Here is a 22,873-nt window from a genome sequence, read left to right as displayed (position 1 = left end):
AATTGCGGCGCAAGCAGAGGAGAACCCCTACGCAGCCGCCGGTGTTGTCATTTGCGCAGGGCGATGGCAAGCATCTCGGCGGTGGCACAGAGAGTCTCGCCCGCCGTGAGCGTCATCTCGACCCACACCTTGCGGCCGTCGATGGCTTTCAGTTTTCCCGACACCGTCAGTACCTGCGCCTGCGGCGTGGGTGCAAGGAAGTTGACGTGGAGTGAAGCGGTAACGAACCGGCCCAAGGGTCCGGAGGGGTCGTCCGACTGCTGCCTGTGAAAGGCGGCAGCGGAAGCGGTGCCGTGGCAATCGAACAGCGATGCGATCATGCCGCCGTAGACGTTGCCAGGCACGCCACCGCTGTACATCGGGTCCGGCGTGAAACGGGAAACTGTTTCTGTGCCGTTCAGGTAGGTCCTGAGTCCGTTGCCATGAGGGTTGGCGACACCGCACCCATAGCAGTGGCTGTTCTCGGGGGAATATTCTTTCTGGATCCAGACGTCGGCGTGCTCGATATCACTCATGGTCAAGAGGCAATAGTGGCTAGTCCCCGTAACGCCGCAGCGTGCAGCGGGCGGGTTCCGGCAAATGCCCCGAGCCTAAGAGCGGCCTCGCTCATGTGCAATTGAATCGGATTTCAATGCGCGCCGGACCACGGCCTCAGTACCTGGCCACGCTGAACCGCTTCGCCTCCTGCCACAGCGCCTTGGCCGCGGGCGACAGCTTGTTCTCGCCCAGGCATGCCAGACCGATGCTGCGGCGGGTCTGGGGCAGCAGCGGAACATAGCGCACGCCCGGATACGCATCCGGGACCGCAAGCCGGGCCAGGATCGAGACGCCTTCGCCACGGGACACGTACTCCAGAATCGACATGATCTGCAGCAGCTCATGCGCGATCGTGGGACGACAACCATGGCGCGCGAATAGTCTCTGGATCAATTTCTGCGAACCCGCGCGCGTCATGATGAACGGAAAGCGGGTGATGTCGGCGAGCTGGACTTCGGGCTGCCCGGCCAGCTCATGGTCAGCGGGCAGCACCGCAACTAACTCGTCGACCGCCAGCGTAATGGTCTCGAAGTCGGGCTTGGGCAACGTGACCGCGGCCAGCTCGATGCGGCGCTCGATCAGGTCCTGGCTGGTTTCCTCGTCCGGCCGTTCAGTGACGACCACGCTCACGCCCGGATACCTGGCCCGGAACTGCTGCAGCAGCGCAGGCAGCGCGTGCAGCGACGCACTGGCGCCGAACGAGCCGATGCGGATCAGCCCGGTCTTCAACTCCGCGCCGGCACGCGCAGTGGCGGTCACCAGCTGCAACGAGGCGAACACGTCCCGCACATGCGGCAGCACCTGTTCGCCAGCGTAGGTCAGCGACAGGCCGCTCTGGTTGCGCTCCACCAGCTGGACCCCGAGTGCATCCTCCAGCGCCCGCAACGCGTGGCTGGTGGCGGACGGCGTCATGCCGAGCTTGGCGCCGGCGCCCGCTATGCCATCGGAAGAAACCAGTGCGAGGAGCAGCTCCAGTTGCCGCAGGGTGGGGTGCTGAGCTCTTTCAGACTTGCGCATGGACGATCCGGAGGCAATACATCGAGTGTTGAGGCGGATGTCATCCATCCCCATGGATCGCTGAAAATAGTGTCATTGCGGCGGCGTGTCAATCTACGGGCCCCACAGCAGGGCACGTCTTCGCCTACCTGCGTGGCAGCACCTCCGCCAGCTGCGAGATGGCGCGGTCCAGCGTGCTGCGTGGGCACGCCAGGTTGGCCCGCATGAAGCCGTGACCCTCCTTGCCGAACTTCGGTCCGCGATCGAACCAGACGCGCGCCCTGGTCAGCAGGAAGTCTTCCAGCTGTGCGGGCGGCAACTCAAGTCCCCGGCAGTCGAGCCACGCCAGATAGAGGGAATCCGTATCGAGCACGCGGATGCCCCCGACACGGGCGTTCAACGCGGCGCGGAAGTACGCATGGTTCGCTGCCACCTTTGCCACCAGTGCATCCACCCATCGGTCGCCGGTCCTATAAGCAGCCTCCGTCGCCATGGCGCCGATCATGTTGACGTGCGCGTTCATATTCCGCTCGATCGCTCGGCGGATCTCGTCGCGCTTGCGCGGGTCCGAGACGACGATGTTCGCGCACTGCAGGCCGGCCAGGTTGAAAGTCTTGCTTGCCGAGATGCAGGTGACGCTGCTCTGCGCATACTCGTCGCCCAGCGAGGCGAACGGGGTGTGGCGCCTGCCGCCGAAGACGAAGTCGCCATGGATTTCATCGGAGACGACCAGCACCCCGTGACGGCGGCAGATATCGCCCATGGTGCGCAACTCGTCCGGGGTCCATACGTTGCCGGTCGGATTGTGGGGATTGCACAGGATGAACAGCCGCGTATCCGGCTGGATCGCGCGCTCGAAGGCCTCCGCGTCGAAGCGGTAGCGCTCGCCGTCGAACGCCAGCGGCGCCGTGGCGAGGTGGCGCCCGTTGATCAGCACATCGTGGTGGAAATGCACATAGACCGGCGGCTGGATCAACACCGAATCACCGGGACGGGTGAACGCATGGATCACGGTCTTGAGCGCGGCAATCACGCTTGCCACCGGCACGATCCATGCATTCTCGACATGCCAGCCGAAACGCCGTTCCTGCCAGCCTGCCACGGCGCCGAAGTAGCTGTCCGGCACGGAGCTGTACCCGAATACACCCTTGGCCACCACCTGCTGGATGGCCGCCGTCACCGTGGGCGGAGAGCGGTAATCCATGTCCGCAAGCCACATCGGGATTGGCCTGGCCCGGACCTGCTCCGGCGTGAGGAAGCTGCCCGGAAAGCACCATTTCATCGAGCTGGACTCGCTGCGATCCACCACTTCGTCAAAATCAAACTCTGCACCGCTTGCCATCACATCCCTTCCTTCCCTTTCCATCATCGCGACCTCAATATCCCAGCGCCTTCAGTACCGGCGTCATGCATACGACCACGCCGACGAAAAGCACCAGGTACACCGATCTCGACTTGTAGGCGTGCAAAGCGGGAACCTTGTAGACCAGCAGGCAAGGGATCATGAACGAGGTAATGCCGTAGATCGGTGCGGCGATCTGCTGCAGCAGCAGGATCGAGAACTTCGACTGGACCCAGAACCAGAGCGCACCGACGATCAGCACCGAGGTCCCGATCGATACCGCCTTCCGGTTGATGCGCTCGCGCGGAATGAAACGGGACAGCACATTGATGGCAAGGCCGGAAACCGCCTCGTCGATGCCCAGGTACAGCCCGAAGAATGCGGTCACGATGGCAAACACGTTCAGCGCGGTGGTCATCAGCAGCACGTCGGCCCCCGGAATCACGCTGCCGGCGAGGGCCAGGGCCGAGATGTTCTGCGCCTTGGCGGACAATGCCTGCTCGTGCGACAGCGAGAACGTGAACGAGGTCGCAAAGAACAGCACCGACACCACCAGCACCGCATAGGCCACCCGGTGCGCGCGGATCGCGCGGTAGGTGGCGATCCGCGGATCGGATTCCTGCTTGCGGAAGGCGATGTTCATCGGGCTCAGGATCTGCACGAACAGGATAGAGAACACCGTGAAGGGCAAGGTCAGCACCGTGTCGATCGCCAGCTGCTTGAGGTCGGGCAACGCCGGCAGATTCGCCATGACGTTCCAGTGGGGGATCATGACAAAGCCGAGCAGCAGCACGATGGCGAGCTTCAGGATCACCAGCGGCCCGGACACCTTGAACAGCAGCTTTTCGCCCTGCGCGGCAATGGCCACCAGCCCCGCCAGCACTGCGAGGGAATACAGCGGGTTATCCGACAGCAGCTGGTCGGTGACACCGAAGGTCTGCAGATACTTGGCGCTGTCGAAGGTGACGGCCATGGAGTAGGTCAGCATCCCCTTCAGCAGCATCAGCAGATAGGCAATGCTCAGGAATAACCCCCAGTTCTTGCCAAGATAGTGGGTGGTGATGCTGGCGTAGCTGTCGCAATCCGCGCTCTCCGACAGGGTTCTCAGGTACAGGTTCTGCATCAGGTAGAGCGCCGGGTAGGCCAGCATCACCGATGCAATGAATACCCAGACTCCCATGATGCCGATCTGGACCGGCAGGAACACCACGCCGGCACCGATGGCCATGCCGATACACAGGATCACCCAGCCGAGGTCATAGCGGGTGAACGGCACGCGCATCTCGCCGGCCGAAATGGTTAGTTGTCTCAAGTCTCCTCCGTACTTCTTTTTGACGGATTGTCAGAACGCTGCGCAGGTCGGCAGCTTTGCTGCTACAGGATCTCGGCGGCCGCGAGGAACGACGCTTCGATCCGGGCCGAGACGGCCAGGTGAACGACCTGGGCAATCTGCGCCGGCAGGACGCCCAGCGCCCGCGCCGCATCGACATGACGCTCCATGCAATAGACGCATTGGGTGATGGTCGCGCAGCCGATCGCAAGCAATTCGTAGTCGGCCCGGGACAGCGGCAAGCCATCCTTGTGCATCTCGCCCAGCATCTTCGTCAGCCGTTCGAAATCGGCGGGCGATGCCTTGCGGAATTGCGTCATCAGTTCGCGGTCCCGCTTGATTTCCGACACCGCCGAGGAGACTCCGGTCCCTTCCGCATCCCCGCTCAGATATTTGTAGGCCAGCCTGCCGTACGCCACCGCGGCACCGGCACGCAAGGCCGTGGCAACGCTGACGGCTTGTTCGATCTCGTCTCGCGCCAGCATGCCCTCGGCCTCGCTACTGCAGCTTTGCAGCATTTCCTTGCAGGGGATAGCGACGGCAGCCGCGATCCGGACGAGCAAGCGCTGCCGGGCCGTCAGGACCTCTTGCGCGTCGTTCGGCGCATGCAGGGAAGTACGGTGAGCTTCGAATGCCTGCACATAGCTCGATGCCGGACCCTTGATCCTGGATATCACTTTCGTCAGGCTTGCAGCGGCCATCGGTGTCTCCCTTGCTTTCATGGTTATGCATTCGCGCTAGGCTATCGCGCCGGGAAAACCATGCTCAATTGAAATGAAACTCAAGCGGGCGTGCAGGAAGGGTTGGCTGCGCCCACACGTGTCCCCCTTGCGTTGTAGCAGCGCTGTCGCAAGATGCACTTTCCCGCGCATCTTGTCAGACGGCCTCCGATACCCCGCGTCCGCCTCCGCGCGCAGACTGGCCGCATCACTCCGGGAGACCGCCATGGCCGGGAAGAACCTCCACCTCGTAGCCGCCGATGGGTCCTGGCACTTGGCGGCGTGCGTGCCCTGCGCGGCGCCCACCGAGGTCCGCTGATCTGGGCAACGACATCGGGCAACGCCATGGCAAGCCGCAAACCCCGGGCTACGTCCGCCACCAGGCATGGCGGCACCGCGCCCGCGGGCGGTCTCGAGCGTTACAGCAAGAAGAGAAATTTCGGCATCACGCCCGAGCCCCGCGGGAAGCCAGCGCAGCCACGGCCGCGCCAGGATGCCGGGCCGCTGCGCTTCGTCGTCCAGAAGCACTGGGCCAGCCGCCTGCACTATGATTTCCGTCTCGAACTCGACGGCGTGCTGCTCAGCTGGGCCGTGCCCAAGGGACCGTGCTACGACCCGGCCGAGAAGCGCATCGCGATCCATGTCGAAGACCACCCGCTCGACTATGCCGGCTTCGAAGGCGAGATCCCGCCAAAGCAGTATGGCGCGGGTGCTGTGATCGTCTGGGATCGCGGTAGCTGGACGCCGGTTGGCGATCCGCATGACGGCATGGCCGCCGGCAAGCTCGTCTTCGATCTGCACGGCGAGAAGCTGGCAGGCCGCTGGGAACTGGTGCGCATCGCCAAGCCGGGCGACAAGTCCGAGCAGTGGATCCTCTTCAAGAAGCGTGATGCCTGGGCGCGGCCGCTGGCGGAGTTCGATGTGCTGGCCGCGTTGCCGGACAGCGTCATCGCGAAGCCGCTGGGCGCATTGCGCGAGGCACCGGGCGTCGCCGACGATGATGATCCGACACAGGCCATCCAGCGCGCGCCGCGCGCGCCATTGCCGGCAAAGCTGCGGCCGCAGCTGGCCACGCTGTCCCCTACCCTTCCTGCCGGCACCGGCTGGATCATCGAAACCAAGTTCGACGGGTATCGGATCCTGGCAAGGATCGACGATGCCCGGGCAACGCTGTTCACGCGCAACGGGCACGACTGGACGCGCAGGCTGAGCTCGCTGGCGGCGGAAATCGAGAAGCTCGATATCTCGCAAGGCTGGCTGGACGGCGAGATCGTGGTGCTGCGCGACGACATGCCGGATTTCAACGCCTTGCAGAACGCCATCGACGGGCATCGCCACGAGGCGATCGTCTACTTCGCCTTCGACCTGCCCTACTGGGAAGGCCGCGACCTGCGCGAGCTGCCGCTGGCGCAGCGCCGGGCCAAGCTGGCCGCGCTGGTTGCCGACCGCTCTGAGCGGGTGCGCTTCAGCGAAGCCTTCGAGGCGCCGCCGGCGCAGATGTTCCAGGCGGCCTGCCGGCTCGGGCTCGAGGGGCTGATGTTCAAGCGCGCCGATGCCCCCTATGTTTCGGCACGGACGCAGAGCTGGCTGAAGGCGAAATGCAAGCTGCGCCAGGAGTTCGTGATCGGCGGCTTCTCGGAACGCGAAGGCGCCGCCGCCGAGGTGGGCAGGCTGTATCTGGGTGTCTACGCGGATGGCGCGCTGGTCTATGCCGGCGGCGTTGGCACCGGTTGGGACAGCACCACTGCGACGGACTTGCGCAAGCGCCTGGCGGCACTGGAAGTCAAGGACAGTCCTTTCTCGACGGAGGCCCGCGGCAGCGGGCGCTGGGGCGGCCGGCGGCCTGCCGTGGTGCGCTGGGTCAGGCCGAAGCTCGTCGCAGAGGTGGAGTTCACCGAGTGGACGCCGGATGGACAGGTCCGCCACGCTTCCTTCAAAGGGCTGCGCACCGACCATGCCGTCAGGTCGATCCGGCGCGAAGCGGTGCAGACCTCGGTCACGCCCCATGGCGTAGCCGCCATCAAGGTCACCAACCCGGAACGGGTCATCGACCAGTCCAGGGGCATCACCAAGCTGGAACTGGTGCGCTACTACGAAAGCGTCGCCACCGTGATGCTGCCGCATCTGCTGGACCGCCCGCTCTCGCTGGTGCGCGCACCGGAGGGCATCGACGCGCCCACCTTCTTCCAGAAGCATGCCGAGACCGCGATGCCGGGCCTTACCGAGCAGCCAGTTTCACTGTGGCCGGGCCATGCGGCATTGCTGACCGCCGACTCGCCCGAAGCCATTATCGCGGCCGCCCAGATGAACGTGGTGGAGTTCCACACCTGGAATTCCACCGCGCGCGATATCGACCATCCGGACCGGGTCATCTTCGACCTCGATCCCGGCGAAGGCGTGGCGTGGGAAACCATGCTGGAAGCCGCCATGCTGATGCGCACGCTGCTGGACGAGCTGGGCCTGCAGTGCTGGCTGAAGACCAGCGGCGGCAAGGGCCTGCATGTGGTGGTGCCGCTGGCGCCGCGGCGCAACTACGATGAAGTGAAGGCGTTTTCACATGCGGCCGTCAAGCACCTGGCCGCCACGTTGCCGCAGCGCTTCACCGCCCGCTCGGGAGCCGCCAACCGCAAGGGGCGCATCTTTGTCGATTATCTGCGCAACGGCTTTTCACAAACCACCGCCGCCGCATTTTCGGCACGGGCGCGGCCGGGCCTGGGCGTCTCCATGCCAGTGTCGTGGGAGCAACTTTCCAAACTGAAAAGCGGCGCGCAGTGGACCATCCGCGACGCGCGCGAGTATTTGAGTTTCCAGCTGGCCGACCCCTGGCAGTCGTACTGGGACACACGCCAGACTTTGACGGAGGCCATCGAACGCTTAAGCTGAATCCAGGCGCAACCCAATGTGGAGTATCCAATGGCTGCCCGATCGCTCGCTTCCCTGTCGCTGTCGTTTGGCCTGGTGTCGATCCCGGTCAAGCTCTATACCGCCACCGAAAGCAGTTCCGCCGTGCGCTTCAACCTGCTGAGCAAGGAGGGGTCGCGCGTCAAACAGCAGTACATTTCAGAACAGACCCAGCAGGTGGTCGAGCGTGCCGACATGATCAAGGGCTATGAGTTCGAGAAGGGCCGCTTTGTCACGTTCTCGGCCGACGAGCTCAAGGCGCTCGAGGAAAGCGCCAGCCATATGGTCGATATCGTCGCCTTCATCCCCGAGCAAAGCGTCGATCCGCTCTACTACGACAAGGCCTACTTCATCGCCCCCGACAAGCGTGGCGGCAAGCCCTACAGCCTCCTGCGCGAGGCCATGTCGCGGACCGGCCGCTGCGCCATCGCCAAATGGGCCTCCAAGGGCAAGTCGCACGTGGTCCAGATCCGCCCGGTGGAAGGTGGGCTGGTGTTCCAGCAGCTGTTGTTTGCCGACGAGGTCCGCAATATCGCCGAACTGAATATCGAAGAGGTAAAGGTGTCCGATGCCGAGCTCAAGCTTGCGATCCAGCTGATCGAGCAGGCCTCCGAAGACGCCTACGATCCGACACAGTACAAGGACGAGGAAAAGGCCAGGATCCTGGCCGCCATCGACGCGAAGATCGCCGGCAAGCATATCGTCGCGCCCGAGCCGGTGGAGGCCGGCGAGGGCGGACAGGTGATCGACCTGATGGACGCGCTGCGCGCCAGCTTGTCGAAGAAGGGCACCGCCGCCGCCAAGGGCAAGGCGGCCGCAGCCGCCCCACCCGCGCGCAAGGCCGCCCGCCGCGCGACGGCAGAACCCACGCCGATCCGACGGACCACCAAGAAATCAGCGTGAAGCGCAACGGCGGGCTCAGCACGCGCGACCTCGAGGCGCGCCTGGGCGTGTCCAGGCGTCTGATCGGCAGCCTGGTCGCGGCAGGGCTGGTGCAGCCCACGCGCGGCCCGCGCGGCGAACACGTCTTTTCCTTCCAGGACGTGGTGCTGATCCGCACCGCCGACTCCCTGCACCGCGCGCATATCGGGCCGGCGCGAATCCTGCGCGCGCTGCGCCATCTGGAACGGCTCAAGCCAGACCGGCACTTGTCCGCGGTACGTATCTCGGCGTGCAGCGGCAAGGTGTCGGCCCGGGACCGACACGGCGACTGGATCGTGGAGACGGGCCAGCGGGTGATGGACTTCGGCACGCAGGACGACGACGGTGTCCGCGTCATGGCGCTGACGCGGGAAGCTTCCGCCTACGCCGCCGCGGATGAAGCGCTGGCCGAGGGCCTCAGGCTGGAGCCGGTCGATGTCCGCGGCGCTGAAGCGGCCTACCGGCGCGCGGTGGGTCATTATCCGGCGATGCTGGACGCGTACCTCAATCTCGGCTGCCTGCTGGCCGACCAGCAACGGCTGGACGAAGCGATTTCGCTCTATGAATCCGCGCTGACCGTGCTGCCTGACGAGCCTCAGCTGCACTTCAACCTGGGCGTCGCGCTGGAAGATACCGGGGCCACGCAGGCCGCCCTGGCCGCCTATGAGCGCAGCATCGAACTGGCGCCTGGCGATGCCGACGCGCACTACAATGCCGCGCGCCTGCATCAGGAACTCGGGCACATTCAGAAGGCGCTTCGGCATTTCAACCAGTATCGGAAGCTGGACCGCTCGAGGTGAGCTGGTTCTGAACTGGTTTGTGGTGAGGGTCGCAAGGGCCTTCTGTGCCGGCCCCTTCTCCCCTTACAAATACTTGAACAGATTCATCCCCTGGATCTGCATAAACGACTGCTGCGCCCCCTGCAGCGCCACCTGCCGCTGGTAATACTCGGTAATCGCCTTGGCGTAATCCAGGTCCTGCAGCCCCGACAGCGTCTGCGAATACGTCAGGTCGCGGTTGGCGCCCACGTCATCCAGCGCATCCAGCTCGTTCATGCGCGAGCCCACCGACGCGCGCACGGTCAGCACGTTGTCGAGCGAGTTGGAGAACTGGCGCACGGCGGTCGACAGCACGTTGCCCAAATTGGCGCGGTCGTTCTCGGAGGCGGCGGGCTGGCGCAGCGTGTCGATCACGGTCTGCAGGTTGGCGAACATGTCGGTGCCGGCTTCGCTGGCTGGCTGCATGGTCAGGGTGTCGCCAGCCTTGGGCGCGCCGGTGACGTTGAAGGTGAAGCCCGCGACTTCGATCTGCGCCGGCGAGGTGTAGGGCAGCGGGCCAGTCACCACCGGGGCGGGGGTGGCGCCGGTCGAGGTGTCGGTGATGGTGTATTCGATCTGGCCGGTGGCGTTGGCGGTGAAAGACATCTGCAGCGCGTGGCCGAACAGCGGATGGCTCGGGTCGGTGGTCGACACCGTGCCAAAGGTGGCGGTGCCGGTATTGGCGGGGTTGCCCTTGACCACATAGCCGGCGCCGCCGGTCACGCTCATGAAGACTTCGCGGCCGGTGTTGCCTGCGGGCATCTGGCGCGCCACGTCGACCTGCAGCAGTTGCTGGCCGTTGTCGCCGATGTAGGTGCTGGCCCCCGCGCTCTGCGTGAACGGCGCGCTGCCCGAGCGGGTGCCGCCGAACAGGAACTGGCCGTTGCCGTCGTCGGAGTTGGCCAGGCTCAGCAGCTGGTTGTACAGGCCTTCCAGCGCGGTCGCGAGCGAGCCGCGGTCGGCATCGCTCATGGTGCCGTTGCCGGCCTGCACCAGCATGGTCTGGATGTTCTGCGTGATGGTGGTGACGGACTGCAGCGCGTTCTCTTCCGCGGCCAGCGCGATATTGGCCTGGTTGCGGGAGGTGGCGTACTGTCCGTTGACGGCCTGCGCCTGGCTGACGCCCAGCGCGCGGGTGGCGCCGACGGGATCGTCCGACGGGGTCAGGATGGAGCGGCCGGTGCCGAGCTGCTGCTGGATATGCATCAGCGCGCCCTGCTGGTAGTTCATCGAAGCCAGGCCTTGCTGATACAGGGTGGAGCTTGCAACGCGCATGTTGGGTTACCTCTTGACTCGGGTGGCTAGGCGCTTAGCGGCCGATGCCGATGATGGTGTCGAACAGCGTGCCGGCGGTCTGGATCACGCGCGCGTTGGCCTGGTACAGCTGCTGGAAGCGCAGCATCGACACGGTTTCCTCGTCCATGTTGACGCCGGACACCGATTGCTGCGCGGTCTTGATCTGCGTGGTGATGCTGTCCTGCGACGCCGAGGCGATCTTGACCGACTTGGCGCGCGTGCCGACATCGTTGACCAGCTGCGCGTAGGCTTCGCTAAAGCTGGACACGCCGCCGATGGTCTTGGCGTTCTGCAGCTTGGCCAGCACCAGCATGTTGCCGTTGTCCTTGACCGCGCCGGCGTTGCTGCCCAGCGTGAAGCTGTCGCCGGCGGCGGGCGTGCCGCCGAAGCTGAAGGTCAGGCCGTTGAGGGTGAAGTCGGTGTTGCTGCCGTTGGGCACGCCCACCGGCTGCGGCGCCATGGCCACGCCGCCGACCTTGAAGATGTAGCTGGTGCCGTCGAACTCGGCGGTGATCTTGCCGGCCGGCAGCGAGAACCCGGGCGCGACCTTGCTCAGCGACGCGGTGGCGTTGCCCTTGTTGCCGGCGGTCGCCTCGATGTAGGCGGGCGATGCCGCGGCAATCTTCGCGGGATCGTTGATAGCCATGTCGAAACCGGTGGCGGCGTTGCGGGTGGGCTGCACCGTGAACGAATCGTTGGTGCCCATCGGCGCGTTGATCTCGACGGTAAAGCCGTCGGCGCTGAATTGCAGCGGGTAGGTGGCGCCGCCGGCGGGCACGGGCGTGACCACCTGCTGGTTGTCGGACAGGCGCGTCAGCGTGTAGTTGCTGCCGTCGAAGTGGAGCTTGTAGTCGCTGGTGGTCAGCGCCGATGCATTGTCGATGGTGGCGGTGGCTACCGTGGTCTTGACGGTGTTGTTGGCGTTGGGGATGGTGGTGGCGCCGCCCAGCTTGAACATGTCGGTGCCGGCGGCGCCGTTCAGGTCGATGCCGAGCTGGTGCTGCGCATTGAAGCTCGCGCCGATCGCCAGCGACAGGCGGCCGATCGCGCTTTGCGCCGGATCCAGGGTTTCGGTGCGGAACTGCAGCAGGCCGCCCAGCGAGCCGCCGGTGAGCGCGCCCGGTTCGCTCTCGATCACGGCGCCGGAGGGCAGCGTGTAGGCCACCACGGTGCGGTTCGGGTCGGCCGCCGAGGCCACGGCCTTCAGTTCATAGGCGTCGTTGCCCATCACCAGCGGCTGGCCGTTGCCGACGAAGACGTTGTAGGTGCCGCTGTCCTGCACCACCACCTTGGCGCCGACCAGCTTGGTCAGCTCGGCCACGGCCTGGTCGCGCTGGTCGAGCAGGTCGTTGGGCGGCTGGCCGCCGGAGGCCGCCTTCAGGCGCGTGATTTCCTGGTTCAGGTTGGCGATCTGCTTGGTATAGGCGTTGACCTGCGTCACCGCGGTGCCGACCTGTTCGTTGACGCCGGCCTGCAGCTGCTTGAAGTAGTTGCTGGCCGAACGCACCTGGCCCACCAGCGCCTGGCCCGCCGACAGCATGCCCTGGCGCGCGGCCGGATCGGCCGGGGTATCGGCTACCGCCTGCACCGCGGCGAAGAACTTCTGCATCAGCGGGGCCAGGCCGCCCTTCTGGTCGGCCAGCAGGTTGTCGATCTGGCTGATCTGGTCCGAGTACATCGCCAGCGACGCGCTGGCCGAGGTGGCGCCGCGCAGCTGACCGGTCAGGAACTCGTCATAGACGCGGATCACCGTGGTGGTGTTCGAGCCGAAGCCGTAGAAGCCCTGGCTGGTGTACTGGCCGCCGGCGGACGCGACGATAGTGTTCTGGCGCGAATAGCCTTCGGTTGCCGAATTGGCAAAGTTGTGGCCCGTCGTCGTCAGCGCGTTCTGCGCGGTGTTCAGGCCGGAGAGGCCAATACTGAAGAGAGACATGGTGCTCTGGTCCGGGATTGGTGGGACTGCCGCGGTGGGGGCGGCGGGGTGGTATGTGGGAGTTATCGGCTCGGTGGGGGTGGGACTTTAGCTGTGGCAGTGAGCTTCGCCGGATCCTGCTGGTTTGCTCCCCTCTCCCGCGGGCGGGAGAGGGGTTGGGGGAGAGGGCCGGCGGTGGCAATAGCGACGGGCGTCACTTCGTTGATGCTCTTGCCCTCTCCCCCACCCCTCTCCCGCAAGCGGGCGAGGGGAGCCTGGTTCGTGCGGTGTCGGCTGCGGTTAGCCGCCGTATTGCAACTGAAGCCCCGCGTCTTACGCCGCCACCTTCTTCATAATCTTCACCAGCTTGTGCCCATACGCCGGGTCCGTGGCATACCCCGCCCTCTGCAAACCGTGCGCCGCGTCTTCGGCGTTCGCCGCGCTGACCACGCCTGCATAGCGCGGATTGCTGGTCAGCAGGCGCGCGTAGTCGGCGCAGGCCTCGTCGTAGGACCCATAGGCGCGGAACTTCGCCCGCACCTTCTGCGGCTGGCCGTCGATGTATTCGGTGGTGGTGATTTCCGCGACGCGGCCCTTCCAGCTGGGGCCGGCCTTGATGCCGAACACGTTGAAGGTGGTCGAGCCGTCGGCGTGCGTGATCTCGCGCTGGCCCCAGCCGGATTCCAGCGCGGCCTGGCCGACGATCAGCCGTGCCGGCACGCCGCTGGCGCGGGACGCGGCTTCGGCGGGGCCGGCCATGCGGGCGACGAAGGCGCTGACGTGGGCGGGCGCATCGTCGGGCAACCGGCCCAGCCGGTCCTCGCCCTGGCCGCGGTCCGCGTAGGACTGCGGCTGGTACTGGCGCAGTCCCGCGGTGGGATTCCATTGCTGGCCGGCGACGGTGGTGCCGATGGCGGGCAGGTCGGCCTGCTCGCCGGCGTCGGCGGGCATGGCGCCGGCGCCGCGGCTGTCGAGCAGCCTGGCCATCTCGGCATCGGCGGCCTTGCCGGCCTCGGCCGGGCTCAGCGCGTTCATGCCGGCAGGCATCGCGGTGCCGGTGGCGCGCGCGAGCTGGCGCACCATCACGTCGGCCAGGCCGATGCCGCGCGACGACATCTGCTGCGCCAGTTGCTGGTCCATCATCGACAGGTACAGCTTGCTCTGCTCGTTGTCGAACAGGCCGTCCTGCGGCGTGGCGTCGCGCATGCTCTTGAGCACCATCTGCGTGAACACCGCCTCGAACTGCTTCGCCACGGCCTGCAGCGTATTGGCGTCGGCGCCGCCGCGCGCGCTGTGCTTGAGCGCTTCGAAGCCCTGCGTGTCCAGCGCGAAGCGCTGGGTCAGGTCGGCGCCCGCCGCGGGCAGCGCGCCACCGTTGATGCCGCTGTTCATGCTCAGATCACTTCCAGCTCGGCGCGCAGCGCACCGGCCGCGCGCATTGCTTCCAGGATGGTCTGCAGGTCGGCCGGGGTCGCGCCCAGCGCGTTCAGCCCCTTGACCACCGCGGCGAGCGAGGCGCCCGCCTTGACGATCTGCAGCGAACCGCCCTGCTGCTTCATGTCGATCTGCGACACCGGCGCTACCACCGTCTGGCCGCCGCTGAACGGCGCCGGCTGGCTGATCACCGGTTGCGTGTTGATCACCACCGACAGATTGCCGTGCGCCACCGCGCAGTCATCCACGGTCACGGCCTGGTTCATCACGATGGAGCCGGTGCGGGCGTTCAGGATCACCTTGGCCGCGGCCTTCGCCGGGGTCACGTCGATATTCTCGATGCGGGCCAGGAAGCCCACGCGCGCCGCCGGCGATGCCGGCGCGCGCACCTGCACCACGCGCCCGTCCAGCGCCGCGGCGACGCCGCCGCCCATGTTGCGGTTGATGGCTTCGACCACGCGCTCGGCGGTGCCGTAATCCGTATCCTTCAGTTCCAGGTTAAGCACGCCGCCATCGGGCTGGAACGGCGCGACCGCGCGTTCGACGATGGCGCCGTTGGCGATGCGCCCCACCGCCAGCTGGTTGATCTGCACCTTGCTGCCGTTGGCCGACGCGCCCGCGCCGCCCACCAGCATATTGCCCTGGGCGATCGCGTAGACCTGGCCGTCGGCGCCCTTGAGCGGTGTCATCAGCAGCGTGCCGCCGCGCAGGCTCTTGGCATTGCCCATCGACGACACCACCACGTCGAGCTGGCTGCCGGGCTGCGCGAACGCCGGCAGCGAGGCGGTCACCATCACCGCCGCCACGTTCTTGAGCTGCATGTTCTTGCCGGCCGGCAGCGTGATCCCCAGCTGCGACAGCATGTTGGTCAGGCTCTGCGTGGTGAACGGCGTCTGCATGGTCTGGTCGCCGGTGTTGTCCAGCCCCACCACCAGGCCGTAACCGACCAGCGGGTTCTCGCGCACGCCCTGGAAGGTGGCCAGGTTCTTCAGGCGCTCGGCCTTGGCACCGGTGGCAAAGGCGCCGAAGGCCACGCCCAGCGCCAGGCTGACCATGGTCAGCCGCAGCAGGCGGGACAGGAAACGAGCGAGCATCTGGGCAGACATGGCGCGGTCAGAACGGAGAAACATTGAGGAAGAAGCGCTGCAGCCAGCCCATGTTCTGCGCTTCGTCGATCACGCCCTTGGCGGTGTATTCGATGCGCGCATCGGCGACCTGCGTCGACAGCACGGCGTTGTCGCCGGTGATGGTGCGGGGGTTGACCACGCCCGAGAAGCGGATGAACTCGGCGCCCTGGTTGATCGCCATCTGCTTTTCGCCGGAGACGACCAGGTTGCCGTTGGCCAGCACCTCCAGCACGGTCACGGTGATGGTGCCGTTGAAGGTGTTGGCCGCGCTGGCGCCGCCGCTGGCCTTCATGGTGTTGGCGCCGTTGATGTTGGCGTTCTGGCTGGTGCCGAACAGTCCGCCCAGCGCGCGCGGCACCGCGTCGAACGCCAGCGCGGCGTTGCCGGTGCGGCTGGTGTTGGTGCCGGAGTTCTTGCTGGCGTTGACGTTCTCGGTGATCAGGATGGTCAGGATGTCGCCCACGTTGCGCGGACGGCGGTCCTCGAACAGCGGATTGCCGGCGTACGACGACTGGTAGATCGAGCCCGAGGCCGGCCCCATCGGGCGCGGCTTCGCGCGCGCCGTGGTCGGCATCTGCACCAGCGGCTCGCGCGGCATCAGCGCGCAGCCGCTGGTGGCCAGCATTGCCACGCCGGCCAGGCCAACCAGCGCACGCGCGCCCAGGCGGGAAAGCAAGGTGGCCATGTTCACACCAATCAACCCAGTTGCGACAGGCGCTGCAGCATCTGGTCGGATGCCTGCACCGCCTTGCTGTTGATCTCGTACGCGCGCTGCGTCTGGATCATGCTGACCAGTTCCTCGACCACGTTGACGTTGGAGGCCTCGACATAGTTCTGCTGCACCACGCCCGCGCCGTTCAGGCCCGGCACGGTGGTGTTGGGCGCGCCCGAGGCGTCGGTCTGCACGTACAGGTTCTCGCCCATGCTTTCCAGGCCGGCCGGGTTCATGAAGGTGGCCAGCTGCAGCTGCCCCACCTGCACGTTGGCGCTGGAGCCCGGCTGCGTCACCGACACCGTGCCATCGCGGCCGATGGTCATCGACAGCGTGTTGGCCGGGATGGTGATGGCGGGCTGGATCACGAAGCCGCTGGACGTTACCAGCTGGCCGTTCTGGTCCACCTGGAACGAGCCGTCGCGGGTATAGGCGGTGGTGCCGTCGGGCAGCGCCACCTGGAAGAAGCCCTGGCCGAGGATGGCCACGTCCTTGGCATTGCCGGTCTGCTGCGGATTGCCCTGGGTGTGGATGCGCTCGGTCGCCACCGGGCGCACGCCGGTGCCCAGCTGCATGCCCGAGGGCAGCGTGGTCTGGTCCGACGACAGCGCACCGGGCTGGCGGATGGTCTGGTACATCAGTTCCTCGAACACCGCGCGGCCGCGCTTGAAGCCGTTGGTCGAGACGTTGGCCAGGTTGTTCGAGATCACGTCCATCTGCGTCTGCTGCGCATCGAGGCCGGTCTTGGCAATCCAGAGAGAGCGGATCATGTGGGTCCTTGGTGGGTGCTGGGGGCCGGCACGGTGGTGCCGTGCCGGCCGGTCATTCGGTTCAGTTGGTCGAGAGCAGCTGGTTGGCGCGCTGCTCGTTGCCGTCGGCGCCCTGGATCATCTTCATCTGCATCTCGAAGCGGCGCGCATTGGCGATCATCTCGACCATGGCTTCGGTCGGGTTGACGTTGCTGCCTTCGAGCGCGCCCGAGATCACGCGCACGGTGGGATCGGCCTCGAGTGGCTGCGCGCCGGGGCGCAGCCGGAACAGGCCGTCATCGCCGCGGGCGATGGCGTCGTTGGGCGGATTGACCACGCGCAGCCGGCCCACCTGCGCCAGGCCGGCCGAGGCTTCGCCCGGGCCGCGCGCGGTGATGGTGCCGTCGGTGCCGATGGTCACTTGCGAGCCTGGCGGCACCGCCAGCGGACCGCCGTCGCCCATCACCGGCAGGCCGGAGCGGGTCTGCACCTGGCCGTCCTGCGCCACCTGCAGCGCACCGGCGCGGGTATAGGCCTCGCTGCCATCCGGCGCCTGCACCACCAGCCAGCCATTGCCCTGCAGCGCCACGTCGAGCGCGCGGCCGGTGTAGGTGAGCGGGCCGGCGCGCATGTCGGCACCGGGCGTGGAGGCCAGCGTGAAGGCGCGCGTGCCGGCCTCCGCCCCGACCACCGGCACCGCGCGGTACAGGTTCACCTGCGCGCGGAACGCCGGCGTCGAGACGTTGGCGAGGTTGTTCGATACCGCCGCTTGCTGGTCGAGTATCTGCTTGGCGCCCGACAGGGCGGTGTAGATCATGCGGTCCATGGCGGCGGCTCAGCTCAGCGTGGCGGTCACAGGTTGACCAGGGTCTGCATGACCGTGTCCTGCGCCTTGATGGTCTGCGCGTTGGCCTGGTAGTTGCGCTGGGCCACGATCAGGTTCACCAGCTGGCCGGACAGGTCCACGTTGGACGCTTCCACCGCGTTCGAGCGCAGCGTGCCCAGGCTGCCGCCGGCCACGCCGAGCAGCGGCTGGCCGGATGCGCCGGTGGCGGACCAGACGTTGTCGCCCTCCGGCTTCAGGCCTTCGACGTTGCCGAACGCGGCCATCACGATCTGGCCCAGCGGCTTGGTCTGCTCATTGGAATAGCTGCCGGTGATGGTGCCGTCGCCATTGACCGAGAAGCCCAGCAGGCTGCCCGAGGTGTAGCCGTTCTGGCTGAGCTGCTTGACGTCGTTGTCCGCGCCGAACTGGGTGGTGCCGGTCAGGTCCAGGCGCATGGCCATGGCCTGCGCGCCGTTGGCCGCCGGCTGGGTCAGCGTGACCGCGCCCGCGCCGGGTGCCTGCAGCGCGCCGGCGTTGTCGAACGACAGCGTGACCGGCGCGCCGCCGACGGCGTTGCCGTTGACGTCGGTCACGTACATCTGCCAGTCGGTGCCGCCCGGCACGGTCGGCGCCGCGCCCGACTTGGCGAAATACGCCATCAGCTGCTGCTTGTTGCCCAGCGAGTCATAGACGTTGATCGCCGTGCTGTAGTTGAACATGTTGCTGGTCGGCGGCACGCCGGGCGCGCTGGCAAACGCCTGCGTCGGCACGGTGGCGCGCGAATCCAGCTGGAACTTGGCGGTGATGCTGCTGGTGGCGCGCGGCTCCATCTGCGCGTTGCTGATCACCAGCGGCTGCGGCTGCACGCCCGCGCCGCCGGCCACGCCGGCCGGATAGCCGGTCACTTGCAGGCCCTGCATGTTGGTGATGCGGCCGTCTTCCTGGCGCTGGAACTGGCCGTTGCGCGAGTAGTAGACCGCGCCTTCCGGGCTGGTCATGCGGAAGAAGCCGTTGCCGTTGGTAATGGCCACGTCCAGGGACCGGCCCGAGGCTTCGATATTGCCCTGGTTGAACGACTGCACCACCGAGTTCACGCGCACGCCCAGGCCGATCTTGGTGCCCGCGTAGACGTCGGCGAACTGCGCGGCCGATTGCTTGTAGCCAACCGTGTTGGCGTTGGCGATGTTGTTGCCGATCACGTCCAGGTTGGACGCGGCGGCGTTCAGGCCGCTTACCCCTTGACCGAAACCCATGATTGCTTCCTTTTATCTAGGCTGTGGTTGAAGCCGGTTGGCGCCCCCGCGCTGCCGGCATCTGCGTATTAGAGAATGCGGCGCACGTCGTCGACGTTGGCGGTCTGGCCGTCGCCCAGGTCCACCAGCACGCCGCTGGCGTCGCCGCTGATGCTCTCGACCTTGCCGTACACCAGAGCCACCGGCTGCACCGAGGTCCCGTTGGCGGTGGCGGTCACCTTGAAGGTGTAGTCGCCGTCGGCCACCGCCACACCGGCGTTGTTCTTGCCGTCCCACGCGATGTTGTGCACGCCCGCGGTCTGGCCCTTCATGTCGATGGTGCGCACCACGTTGCCGTCCTTGTCGAGCACGTCGACGGTGACCGCATCCGCGGTCGACGGCAGGTCCACGCCGATCTTGCCCGGCACGCCGCCTTCCACCGATACCTGCTTGCCCGGCACCATCACGGTACGGCCGATCAGCGCGGCCGAATCCATCGCGCGGCTGGCGCTGACCTGCCCCAGCAGCTGCGACAGCGTCGCGTTCATGGTCTGCATGCCGCTGACCGTGCTGATCTGCGCCAGCTGCGAGGTCAGCTGCGCGTTGTCCATCGGGTTGAGCGGATCCTGGTTGTTCATCTGCGTGACGAGCATGGTCAGGAAGTTGTTCTGCAGCTCGGAAGCGCTGGCGCTGCCGCTCTTCAGTGCGTCGTTGATGCCTTGCGTGTTGCTGCCTACCGGTGGGGTGGTGGTCATGTCAGTTGCTTGTGTGCGAGGTGCGGATGGAGCCGATGCCGTGATGGGCCGGCGCGTGTCACTGGCCGATCGTCAGCGTCTTGAGCATCATGTTCTTGGCGGTGTTGAGCACCTCCACGTTGGCCTGGTACGAGCGCGAGGCCGAGATCATGTTGACCATCTCCTCCACCGGGTTGACGTTGGGCATCACCACATAGCCCTGCGCATTGGCCATCGGATGGGTGGGGTTGTGCACCATGCGCGGGGGCGACGGGTCCTCGCTCACGCCCTGCACCTGCACGCCGCCGATATCGGTCTGGCCCGGCGTGGGCGCCATGCCGAACACCACCTGCTTGGCGCGGTAGGCCTGCCCGTCCGGGCTGACCACGCTGTCGGCGTTGGCCAGGTTGGACGCGGTCACGTTCATGCGCTGCGACTGCGCGGCCATGGCCGAGCCCGCGACGTCGAAGATGTTCATTGCCGGCATGGGTTCGCTCCCCCGTTACTGCTGGATCGCGGCCAGCATGGTCTTGATCTTGGAATTCATCACCGTCAGGCCGGACTCGAAGTGCACGGCGTTGTCGGCGAAGGCCACGCGTTCGGTGTCCATTTCCACGGTGTTGCCGTCGACGCTGGACTGCAGCGGGATGCGGTAGGCCAGGTCGAATTCCTCGCGCCCCGCCGCCTGCGCGGGCAGGTGGCGCACTGAGGTGGTCGACAGCGACATGCCCTCGTTGCGGTGGCCGCGCTCCACGGTCTGCGCCAGCGTGCTGGAGAAATCAAAGTCGCGCGCCTTGTAGCCGGGCGTGTCCGCGTGCGCGATGTTCGAGGCAATCACGGACTGCCGCTGGTTGCGCAGGCTCAGCGCTTCCTGCTGGAAACGTAGCGCCGCATCAAGTCTGTCAATCATCTGCATCTCCCTGCTGACAAGGCGCCCCCATAAGCGGGGCGAACCGGGGTTCTTCAGGGTTGGCATCTTAGGCGGGGACCTGTCACGCCAATCGGATGAATAAGGACGGGAAATCCGCGCATTTCGGCCCGCCCGCGCGCGGGGCGCTGCCTACAATGGGCCCCGATGACAGATGTATACGGCGCGCACAGCCAGTCACGGGGCCGCGCGCCGTCCTTGCCGGGAAGTCCAGATGAAACTCCTTTGCCGCAACGCCCGCCGCCTGGCGCAAGCCACGCTTGGCGCTTGCCTGCTGGGCGCTTGCCTGCCTGGCGCCATCGGCGCCGCGCCTGCGCAGGTAACGCCAGTGGCCATGCAGGCGCCGGCCGCGCACGGTGCAGCCAGCCCCTTCACCGAAGACCCCGCGCGGGTCGCGGTCGAGCGCTTCCTGCAGCAGCAAACCGCCGGCCTGCCGGGCAAGGTCAGCGTGCAGGTGGCACCGCCGTCAGGCGGGCGCGCGCCCGAATGCATCGCGCCCGATCCGTTCCTGCCCGCCGGCGCCTCGCCGTGGGGACGCGTTTCGGTAGGCGTGCGCTGCGGCGGCGAGCGGCCCTGGGTGCGCTACATGCAGGCGCGCGTGTCGGTGCTGACCGACTATTACGTGGCCGCGCGCGCGCTGGGCGCGGGCGAGCCGGTCGGCCAGGCCGATGTCGAGATCCGCCAGGGCGACCTGGGCGCGCTGCCGCGCGCGGTGATCACCGACCCGGCGCAGCTTGCCGGCGCCGTCACCGCCAACCGCATCGCCGCCGGCTCGCCGCTGCGCACCGACCTGCTGCGCAAGGCCATCGCCGTGCGCCAGGGCCAGACCGTCACCGTGGCGGTCGAGGGTGAGGCCTTCCAGATCACCAGCGAAGGCAAGGTGCTGGCCGACGCCGCCACCGGCAACACCGTGCAGGTGCGCCTGCGCAGCGGCCAGGTGGTCAATGGCCTGGTGCGCAGCGGCGACACCGTGGTGCTGCAATGACATCGCGGCAAGTGCTGTAACCGTGGCTGGAATGACTGGAATTCCGGGGCCGGCGGCGTGCGAAAATGCCGCCGCAGCCGCCGCGCAGCGAATCCGGGCCAGGCGCCCTAAAGAATTCGCCGGCGCGTCCGTAATGCCATAGGAAACCAGCAAGGATCGCCCGTGAAGATCAACCACTCCACCTCGTCCCGGCCCGCCGACGCCGCCGCAGGCGACGCCGCCCGGCCCCAGGCCGCCCCGGCCGCCGCCGCCGACGCCACTGATGCCGCGCCGTCCGCCGGCCTGAGCGTCAGCCCGCTGGCCGCCCAGGTGCGCGACATCAGCGCCCGGCTGGCCCAGCCGACTGACGACGATATCGATACCGCCAAGGTCGAAGAAATCCGCCAGGCCATCGCCGAAGGCCGGATCCGCATCGACCCGGGCAAGATTGCCGACGGCCTGCTCGCCACCCTGCGCGAGCTCGGCCAGGCCGACGCCAAATAGCCACCATGAGCCAGAGCCTGATCCAGTCCCTGCAGCGCGAAACCGAAGGCATCCAGGCCTTCGGCCAACTCCTCGCCGAAGAGCGCGACGCCCTCAAGCGGGGCGACTTCCAGTCCCTGAGCGGACTGCTGACGCGCAAGGTAGAACTGGGCCAGGCCCTGTCCCGCCAGCTCAAGGCCCGCGAAGCCCAGATGGGCGCGCTGGGCCTGCGCGCGGGCCCCGAAGGCCAACTGCTCGGCCGCCAGGTCGATCCGGCCGTGGCCGACGCCTGGCGCCGCCTGATCTTCGCCGCCCGCACCGCGCGTGACGCCAATGCGCTCAACGGGGCGGTGGTGGACGCCCATCTCGACTTCACCCGTGAAGCCATCCAGGCGCTGCGCCAGCATAGTGGCGGGGATGCGGGGTTGTATGGGAAGGATGGGAAGGCGGCGGCGGGTGTGGGTGGGGTTAGTTTGGCGGCTGGTTAGGCTTCGGGCCGGTGCACGCTGCATGTTTTCTCCCCTCTCCCGCTTGCGGGAGAGGGGCCGTGGGAGAGGGCCGGCGGCGGCAATTGCGACGGCCTCCACTTCGTCGATATTCCCGCCCTCTCCCCAACCCTCTCCCGCAAGCGGGAGAGGGAGTACGCAAGTGGGAGTTGGAAAGCCCTAGGCAATGACGCCGCTGCGGGTTTTCTCCCCTCTCCCGCTTGCGGGAGAGGGGCCGGGGGTGAGGGCCTGCGATGGCACTGGCGACGGCCTTCACTTCGTCGATATTCCCGCCCTCACCCCAACCCTCTCCCGCAAGCGGGAGAGGGAGTTGTGGTGGTCCAATTTCCTCAGACAGGTCGATAGGTGGAAAATCACCATCGATGAGGAAAGCAGATGACAAAGCAACGCCGTAAATTTGATGCCA

General features: G+C 66.8%; 22 protein-coding genes. 6 read left to right on the top strand and 16 right to left on the bottom strand.

Features of this window, described 5'->3' with window-relative positions; translation table 11 throughout:
- Nucleotides 1–47: 47 nt before the first annotated feature.
- From C7416_RS16595 to C7416_RS16575, 5 genes are all read right to left on the bottom strand, one after another.
- On the bottom strand, nt 48–515 hold the full coding sequence (locus C7416_RS16595) for a PaaI family thioesterase (protein WP_111520229.1): 468 nt from the start codon (nt 513–515) through the stop codon (nt 48–50).
- Between the two features lie 136 nt (nt 516–651).
- Nucleotides 652–1,554, bottom strand: coding sequence for a LysR family transcriptional regulator (locus C7416_RS16590; RefSeq protein WP_111519927.1), 903 nt, complete (start codon nt 1,552–1,554; stop codon nt 652–654).
- Between the two features lie 124 nt (nt 1,555–1,678).
- Nucleotides 1,679–2,902 (bottom strand): MalY/PatB family protein, encoded by a 1,224-nt coding sequence (locus C7416_RS16585; RefSeq protein WP_240988242.1) that lies wholly within the window; start codon nt 2,900–2,902, stop codon nt 1,679–1,681.
- 7 nt (nt 2,903–2,909) lie between these two features.
- Entirely contained in the window at nt 2,910–4,187 is a 1,278-nt protein-coding gene (locus C7416_RS16580; protein ID WP_111519925.1) for an SLC5/6 family protein, read from the bottom strand.
- A 62-nt stretch (nt 4,188–4,249) separates the two neighbouring features.
- On the bottom strand, nt 4,250–4,906 hold the full coding sequence (locus C7416_RS16575) for a carboxymuconolactone decarboxylase family protein (protein ID WP_111519924.1): 657 nt from the start codon (nt 4,904–4,906) through the stop codon (nt 4,250–4,252).
- 363 nt (nt 4,907–5,269) lie between these two features.
- Between C7416_RS16575 and ligD the strand changes: the two genes are divergently transcribed.
- The 3 genes from ligD to C7416_RS16560 are packed head-to-tail and all read left to right on the top strand — an operon-like array spanning nt 5,270 to nt 9,546.
- Entirely contained in the window at nt 5,270–7,807 is a 2,538-nt protein-coding gene (gene ligD / locus C7416_RS16570; protein WP_111519923.1) for a DNA ligase D, read from the top strand.
- 30 nt (nt 7,808–7,837) lie between these two features.
- A complete protein-coding gene (gene ku / locus C7416_RS16565) occupies nt 7,838–8,728 on the top strand; it encodes a non-homologous end joining protein Ku (protein ID WP_111519922.1) in 891 nt (296 codons plus the stop codon).
- Nucleotides 8,725–9,546: a tetratricopeptide repeat protein gene (locus C7416_RS16560; RefSeq protein WP_111519921.1), complete on the top strand. Its 822-nt coding sequence runs from the start codon at nt 8,725–8,727 to the stop codon at nt 9,544–9,546. The genes ku and C7416_RS16560 overlap by 4 nt, the downstream gene beginning before the upstream one ends.
- A gap of 63 nt (nt 9,547–9,609) precedes the next feature.
- On the opposite strand, the gene flgL is transcribed toward C7416_RS16560, so the two are convergent.
- From flgL to flgB, 11 genes are all read right to left on the bottom strand, one after another.
- Nucleotides 9,610–10,839, bottom strand: a complete 1,230-nt coding sequence (gene flgL, locus C7416_RS16555) for a flagellar hook-associated protein FlgL (RefSeq protein ID WP_111519920.1) — start codon at nt 10,837–10,839, stop codon at nt 9,610–9,612.
- 34 nt (nt 10,840–10,873) lie between these two features.
- Nucleotides 10,874–12,793, bottom strand: a complete 1,920-nt coding sequence (gene flgK / locus C7416_RS16550) for a flagellar hook-associated protein FlgK (protein WP_111519919.1) — start codon at nt 12,791–12,793, stop codon at nt 10,874–10,876.
- 312 nt (nt 12,794–13,105) lie between these two features.
- Nucleotides 13,106–14,164: a flagellar assembly peptidoglycan hydrolase FlgJ gene (gene flgJ / locus C7416_RS16545; RefSeq protein ID WP_111519918.1), complete on the bottom strand. Its 1,059-nt coding sequence runs from the start codon at nt 14,162–14,164 to the stop codon at nt 13,106–13,108.
- A gap of 2 nt (nt 14,165–14,166) precedes the next feature.
- A complete protein-coding gene (locus C7416_RS16540; protein WP_290367833.1) occupies nt 14,167–15,312 on the bottom strand; it encodes a flagellar basal body P-ring protein FlgI in 1,146 nt (381 codons plus the stop codon).
- Between the two features lie 7 nt (nt 15,313–15,319).
- The gene (gene flgH, locus C7416_RS16535) at nt 15,320–16,018 is read right to left on the bottom strand and encodes a flagellar basal body L-ring protein FlgH (protein WP_111519916.1); all 699 of its coding nucleotides are present in this window, start codon (nt 16,016–16,018) and stop codon (nt 15,320–15,322) included.
- 11 nt (nt 16,019–16,029) lie between these two features.
- Entirely contained in the window at nt 16,030–16,815 is a 786-nt protein-coding gene (flgG, locus tag C7416_RS16530; protein ID WP_111519915.1) for a flagellar basal-body rod protein FlgG, read from the bottom strand.
- Between the two features lie 61 nt (nt 16,816–16,876).
- Nucleotides 16,877–17,620 carry a flagellar basal-body rod protein FlgF gene (flgF, locus tag C7416_RS16525; protein WP_111519914.1) on the bottom strand — a complete coding sequence of 248 codons (744 nt, stop codon included), beginning with the start codon at nt 17,618–17,620 and terminating at the stop codon, nt 16,877–16,879.
- Between the two features lie 26 nt (nt 17,621–17,646).
- Nucleotides 17,647–18,873: a flagellar hook protein FlgE gene (gene flgE / locus C7416_RS16520; protein WP_111519913.1), complete on the bottom strand. Its 1,227-nt coding sequence runs from the start codon at nt 18,871–18,873 to the stop codon at nt 17,647–17,649.
- 68 nt (nt 18,874–18,941) lie between these two features.
- Nucleotides 18,942–19,607, bottom strand: coding sequence for a flagellar hook assembly protein FlgD (gene flgD / locus C7416_RS16515; protein ID WP_062802351.1), 666 nt, complete (start codon nt 19,605–19,607; stop codon nt 18,942–18,944).
- A 58-nt stretch (nt 19,608–19,665) separates the two neighbouring features.
- Nucleotides 19,666–20,073, bottom strand: a complete 408-nt coding sequence (flgC, locus tag C7416_RS16510) for a flagellar basal body rod protein FlgC (protein ID WP_018006607.1) — start codon at nt 20,071–20,073, stop codon at nt 19,666–19,668.
- Between the two features lie 15 nt (nt 20,074–20,088).
- Nucleotides 20,089–20,496, bottom strand: coding sequence for a flagellar basal body rod protein FlgB (gene flgB, locus C7416_RS16505; RefSeq protein WP_111520228.1), 408 nt, complete (start codon nt 20,494–20,496; stop codon nt 20,089–20,091).
- A 232-nt stretch (nt 20,497–20,728) separates the two neighbouring features.
- On the opposite strand from flgB, the gene flgA reads away from it, so the two are divergent.
- The 3 genes from flgA to C7416_RS16490 all read left to right on the top strand — a co-directional run bounded on the left by flgA (nt 20,729) and on the right by C7416_RS16490 (nt 22,449).
- Nucleotides 20,729–21,499, top strand: coding sequence for a flagellar basal body P-ring formation chaperone FlgA (gene flgA / locus C7416_RS16500; protein WP_111519912.1), 771 nt, complete (start codon nt 20,729–20,731; stop codon nt 21,497–21,499).
- Between the two features lie 162 nt (nt 21,500–21,661).
- Nucleotides 21,662–21,982, top strand: a complete 321-nt coding sequence (flgM, locus tag C7416_RS16495; protein ID WP_111519911.1) for a flagellar biosynthesis anti-sigma factor FlgM — start codon at nt 21,662–21,664, stop codon at nt 21,980–21,982.
- A gap of 5 nt (nt 21,983–21,987) precedes the next feature.
- Nucleotides 21,988–22,449: a flagellar protein FlgN gene (locus C7416_RS16490; RefSeq protein WP_025583011.1), complete on the top strand. Its 462-nt coding sequence runs from the start codon at nt 21,988–21,990 to the stop codon at nt 22,447–22,449.
- The last annotated feature ends 424 nt before the right edge of the window (nt 22,450–22,873 follow it).

Origin of the sequence: Cupriavidus phytorum (assembly GCF_003254285.1) — a bacterium.
GTDB classification, from domain to species: domain Bacteria; phylum Pseudomonadota; class Gammaproteobacteria; order Burkholderiales; family Burkholderiaceae; genus Cupriavidus; species Cupriavidus phytorum.
Note: the sequence above shows the minus strand (reverse complement) of the source record. Positions and strands in the feature narration are given on the sequence as shown.

Coding starts and splice junctions, on each gene's coding strand:
- flgJ (WP_111519918.1), bottom strand. CDS start 14,164: ATGAACAGCGGCATCAACGGTGGCGCGCTGCCCGCGGCGGGCGCCGAC.
- C7416_RS16490 (WP_025583011.1), top strand. CDS start 21,988: ATGAGCCAGAGCCTGATCCAGTCCCTGCAGCGCGAAACCGAAGGCATC.
- flgL (WP_111519920.1), bottom strand. CDS start 10,839: ATGCGCGTTGCAAGCTCCACCCTGTATCAGCAAGGCCTGGCTTCGATG.
- C7416_RS16575 (WP_111519924.1), bottom strand. CDS start 4,906: ATGGCCGCTGCAAGCCTGACGAAAGTGATATCCAGGATCAAGGGTCCG.
- C7416_RS16590 (WP_111519927.1), bottom strand. CDS start 1,554: ATGCGCAAGTCTGAAAGAGCTCAGCACCCCACCCTGCGGCAACTGGAG.
- flgE (WP_111519913.1), bottom strand. CDS start 18,873: ATGGGTTTCGGTCAAGGGGTAAGCGGCCTGAACGCCGCCGCGTCCAAC.
- flgA (WP_111519912.1), top strand. CDS start 20,729: ATGAAACTCCTTTGCCGCAACGCCCGCCGCCTGGCGCAAGCCACGCTT.
- flgF (WP_111519914.1), bottom strand. CDS start 17,620: ATGGACCGCATGATCTACACCGCCCTGTCGGGCGCCAAGCAGATACTC.
- C7416_RS16540 (WP_290367833.1), bottom strand. CDS start 15,312: ATGTCTGCCCAGATGCTCGCTCGTTTCCTGTCCCGCCTGCTGCGGCTG.
- flgD (WP_062802351.1), bottom strand. CDS start 19,607: ATGACCACCACCCCACCGGTAGGCAGCAACACGCAAGGCATCAACGAC.
- flgG (WP_111519915.1), bottom strand. CDS start 16,815: ATGATCCGCTCTCTCTGGATTGCCAAGACCGGCCTCGATGCGCAGCAG.
- flgK (WP_111519919.1), bottom strand. CDS start 12,793: ATGTCTCTCTTCAGTATTGGCCTCTCCGGCCTGAACACCGCGCAGAAC.
- ligD (WP_111519923.1), top strand. CDS start 5,270: ATGGCAAGCCGCAAACCCCGGGCTACGTCCGCCACCAGGCATGGCGGC.
- C7416_RS16595 (WP_111520229.1), bottom strand. CDS start 515: ATGAGTGATATCGAGCACGCCGACGTCTGGATCCAGAAAGAATATTCC.
- flgH (WP_111519916.1), bottom strand. CDS start 16,018: ATGGCCACCTTGCTTTCCCGCCTGGGCGCGCGTGCGCTGGTTGGCCTG.
- flgB (WP_111520228.1), bottom strand. CDS start 20,496: ATGATTGACAGACTTGATGCGGCGCTACGTTTCCAGCAGGAAGCGCTG.
- flgC (WP_018006607.1), bottom strand. CDS start 20,073: ATGCCGGCAATGAACATCTTCGACGTCGCGGGCTCGGCCATGGCCGCG.
- C7416_RS16585 (WP_240988242.1), bottom strand. CDS start 2,902: ATGATGGAAAGGGAAGGAAGGGATGTGATGGCAAGCGGTGCAGAGTTT.
- ku (WP_111519922.1), top strand. CDS start 7,838: ATGGCTGCCCGATCGCTCGCTTCCCTGTCGCTGTCGTTTGGCCTGGTG.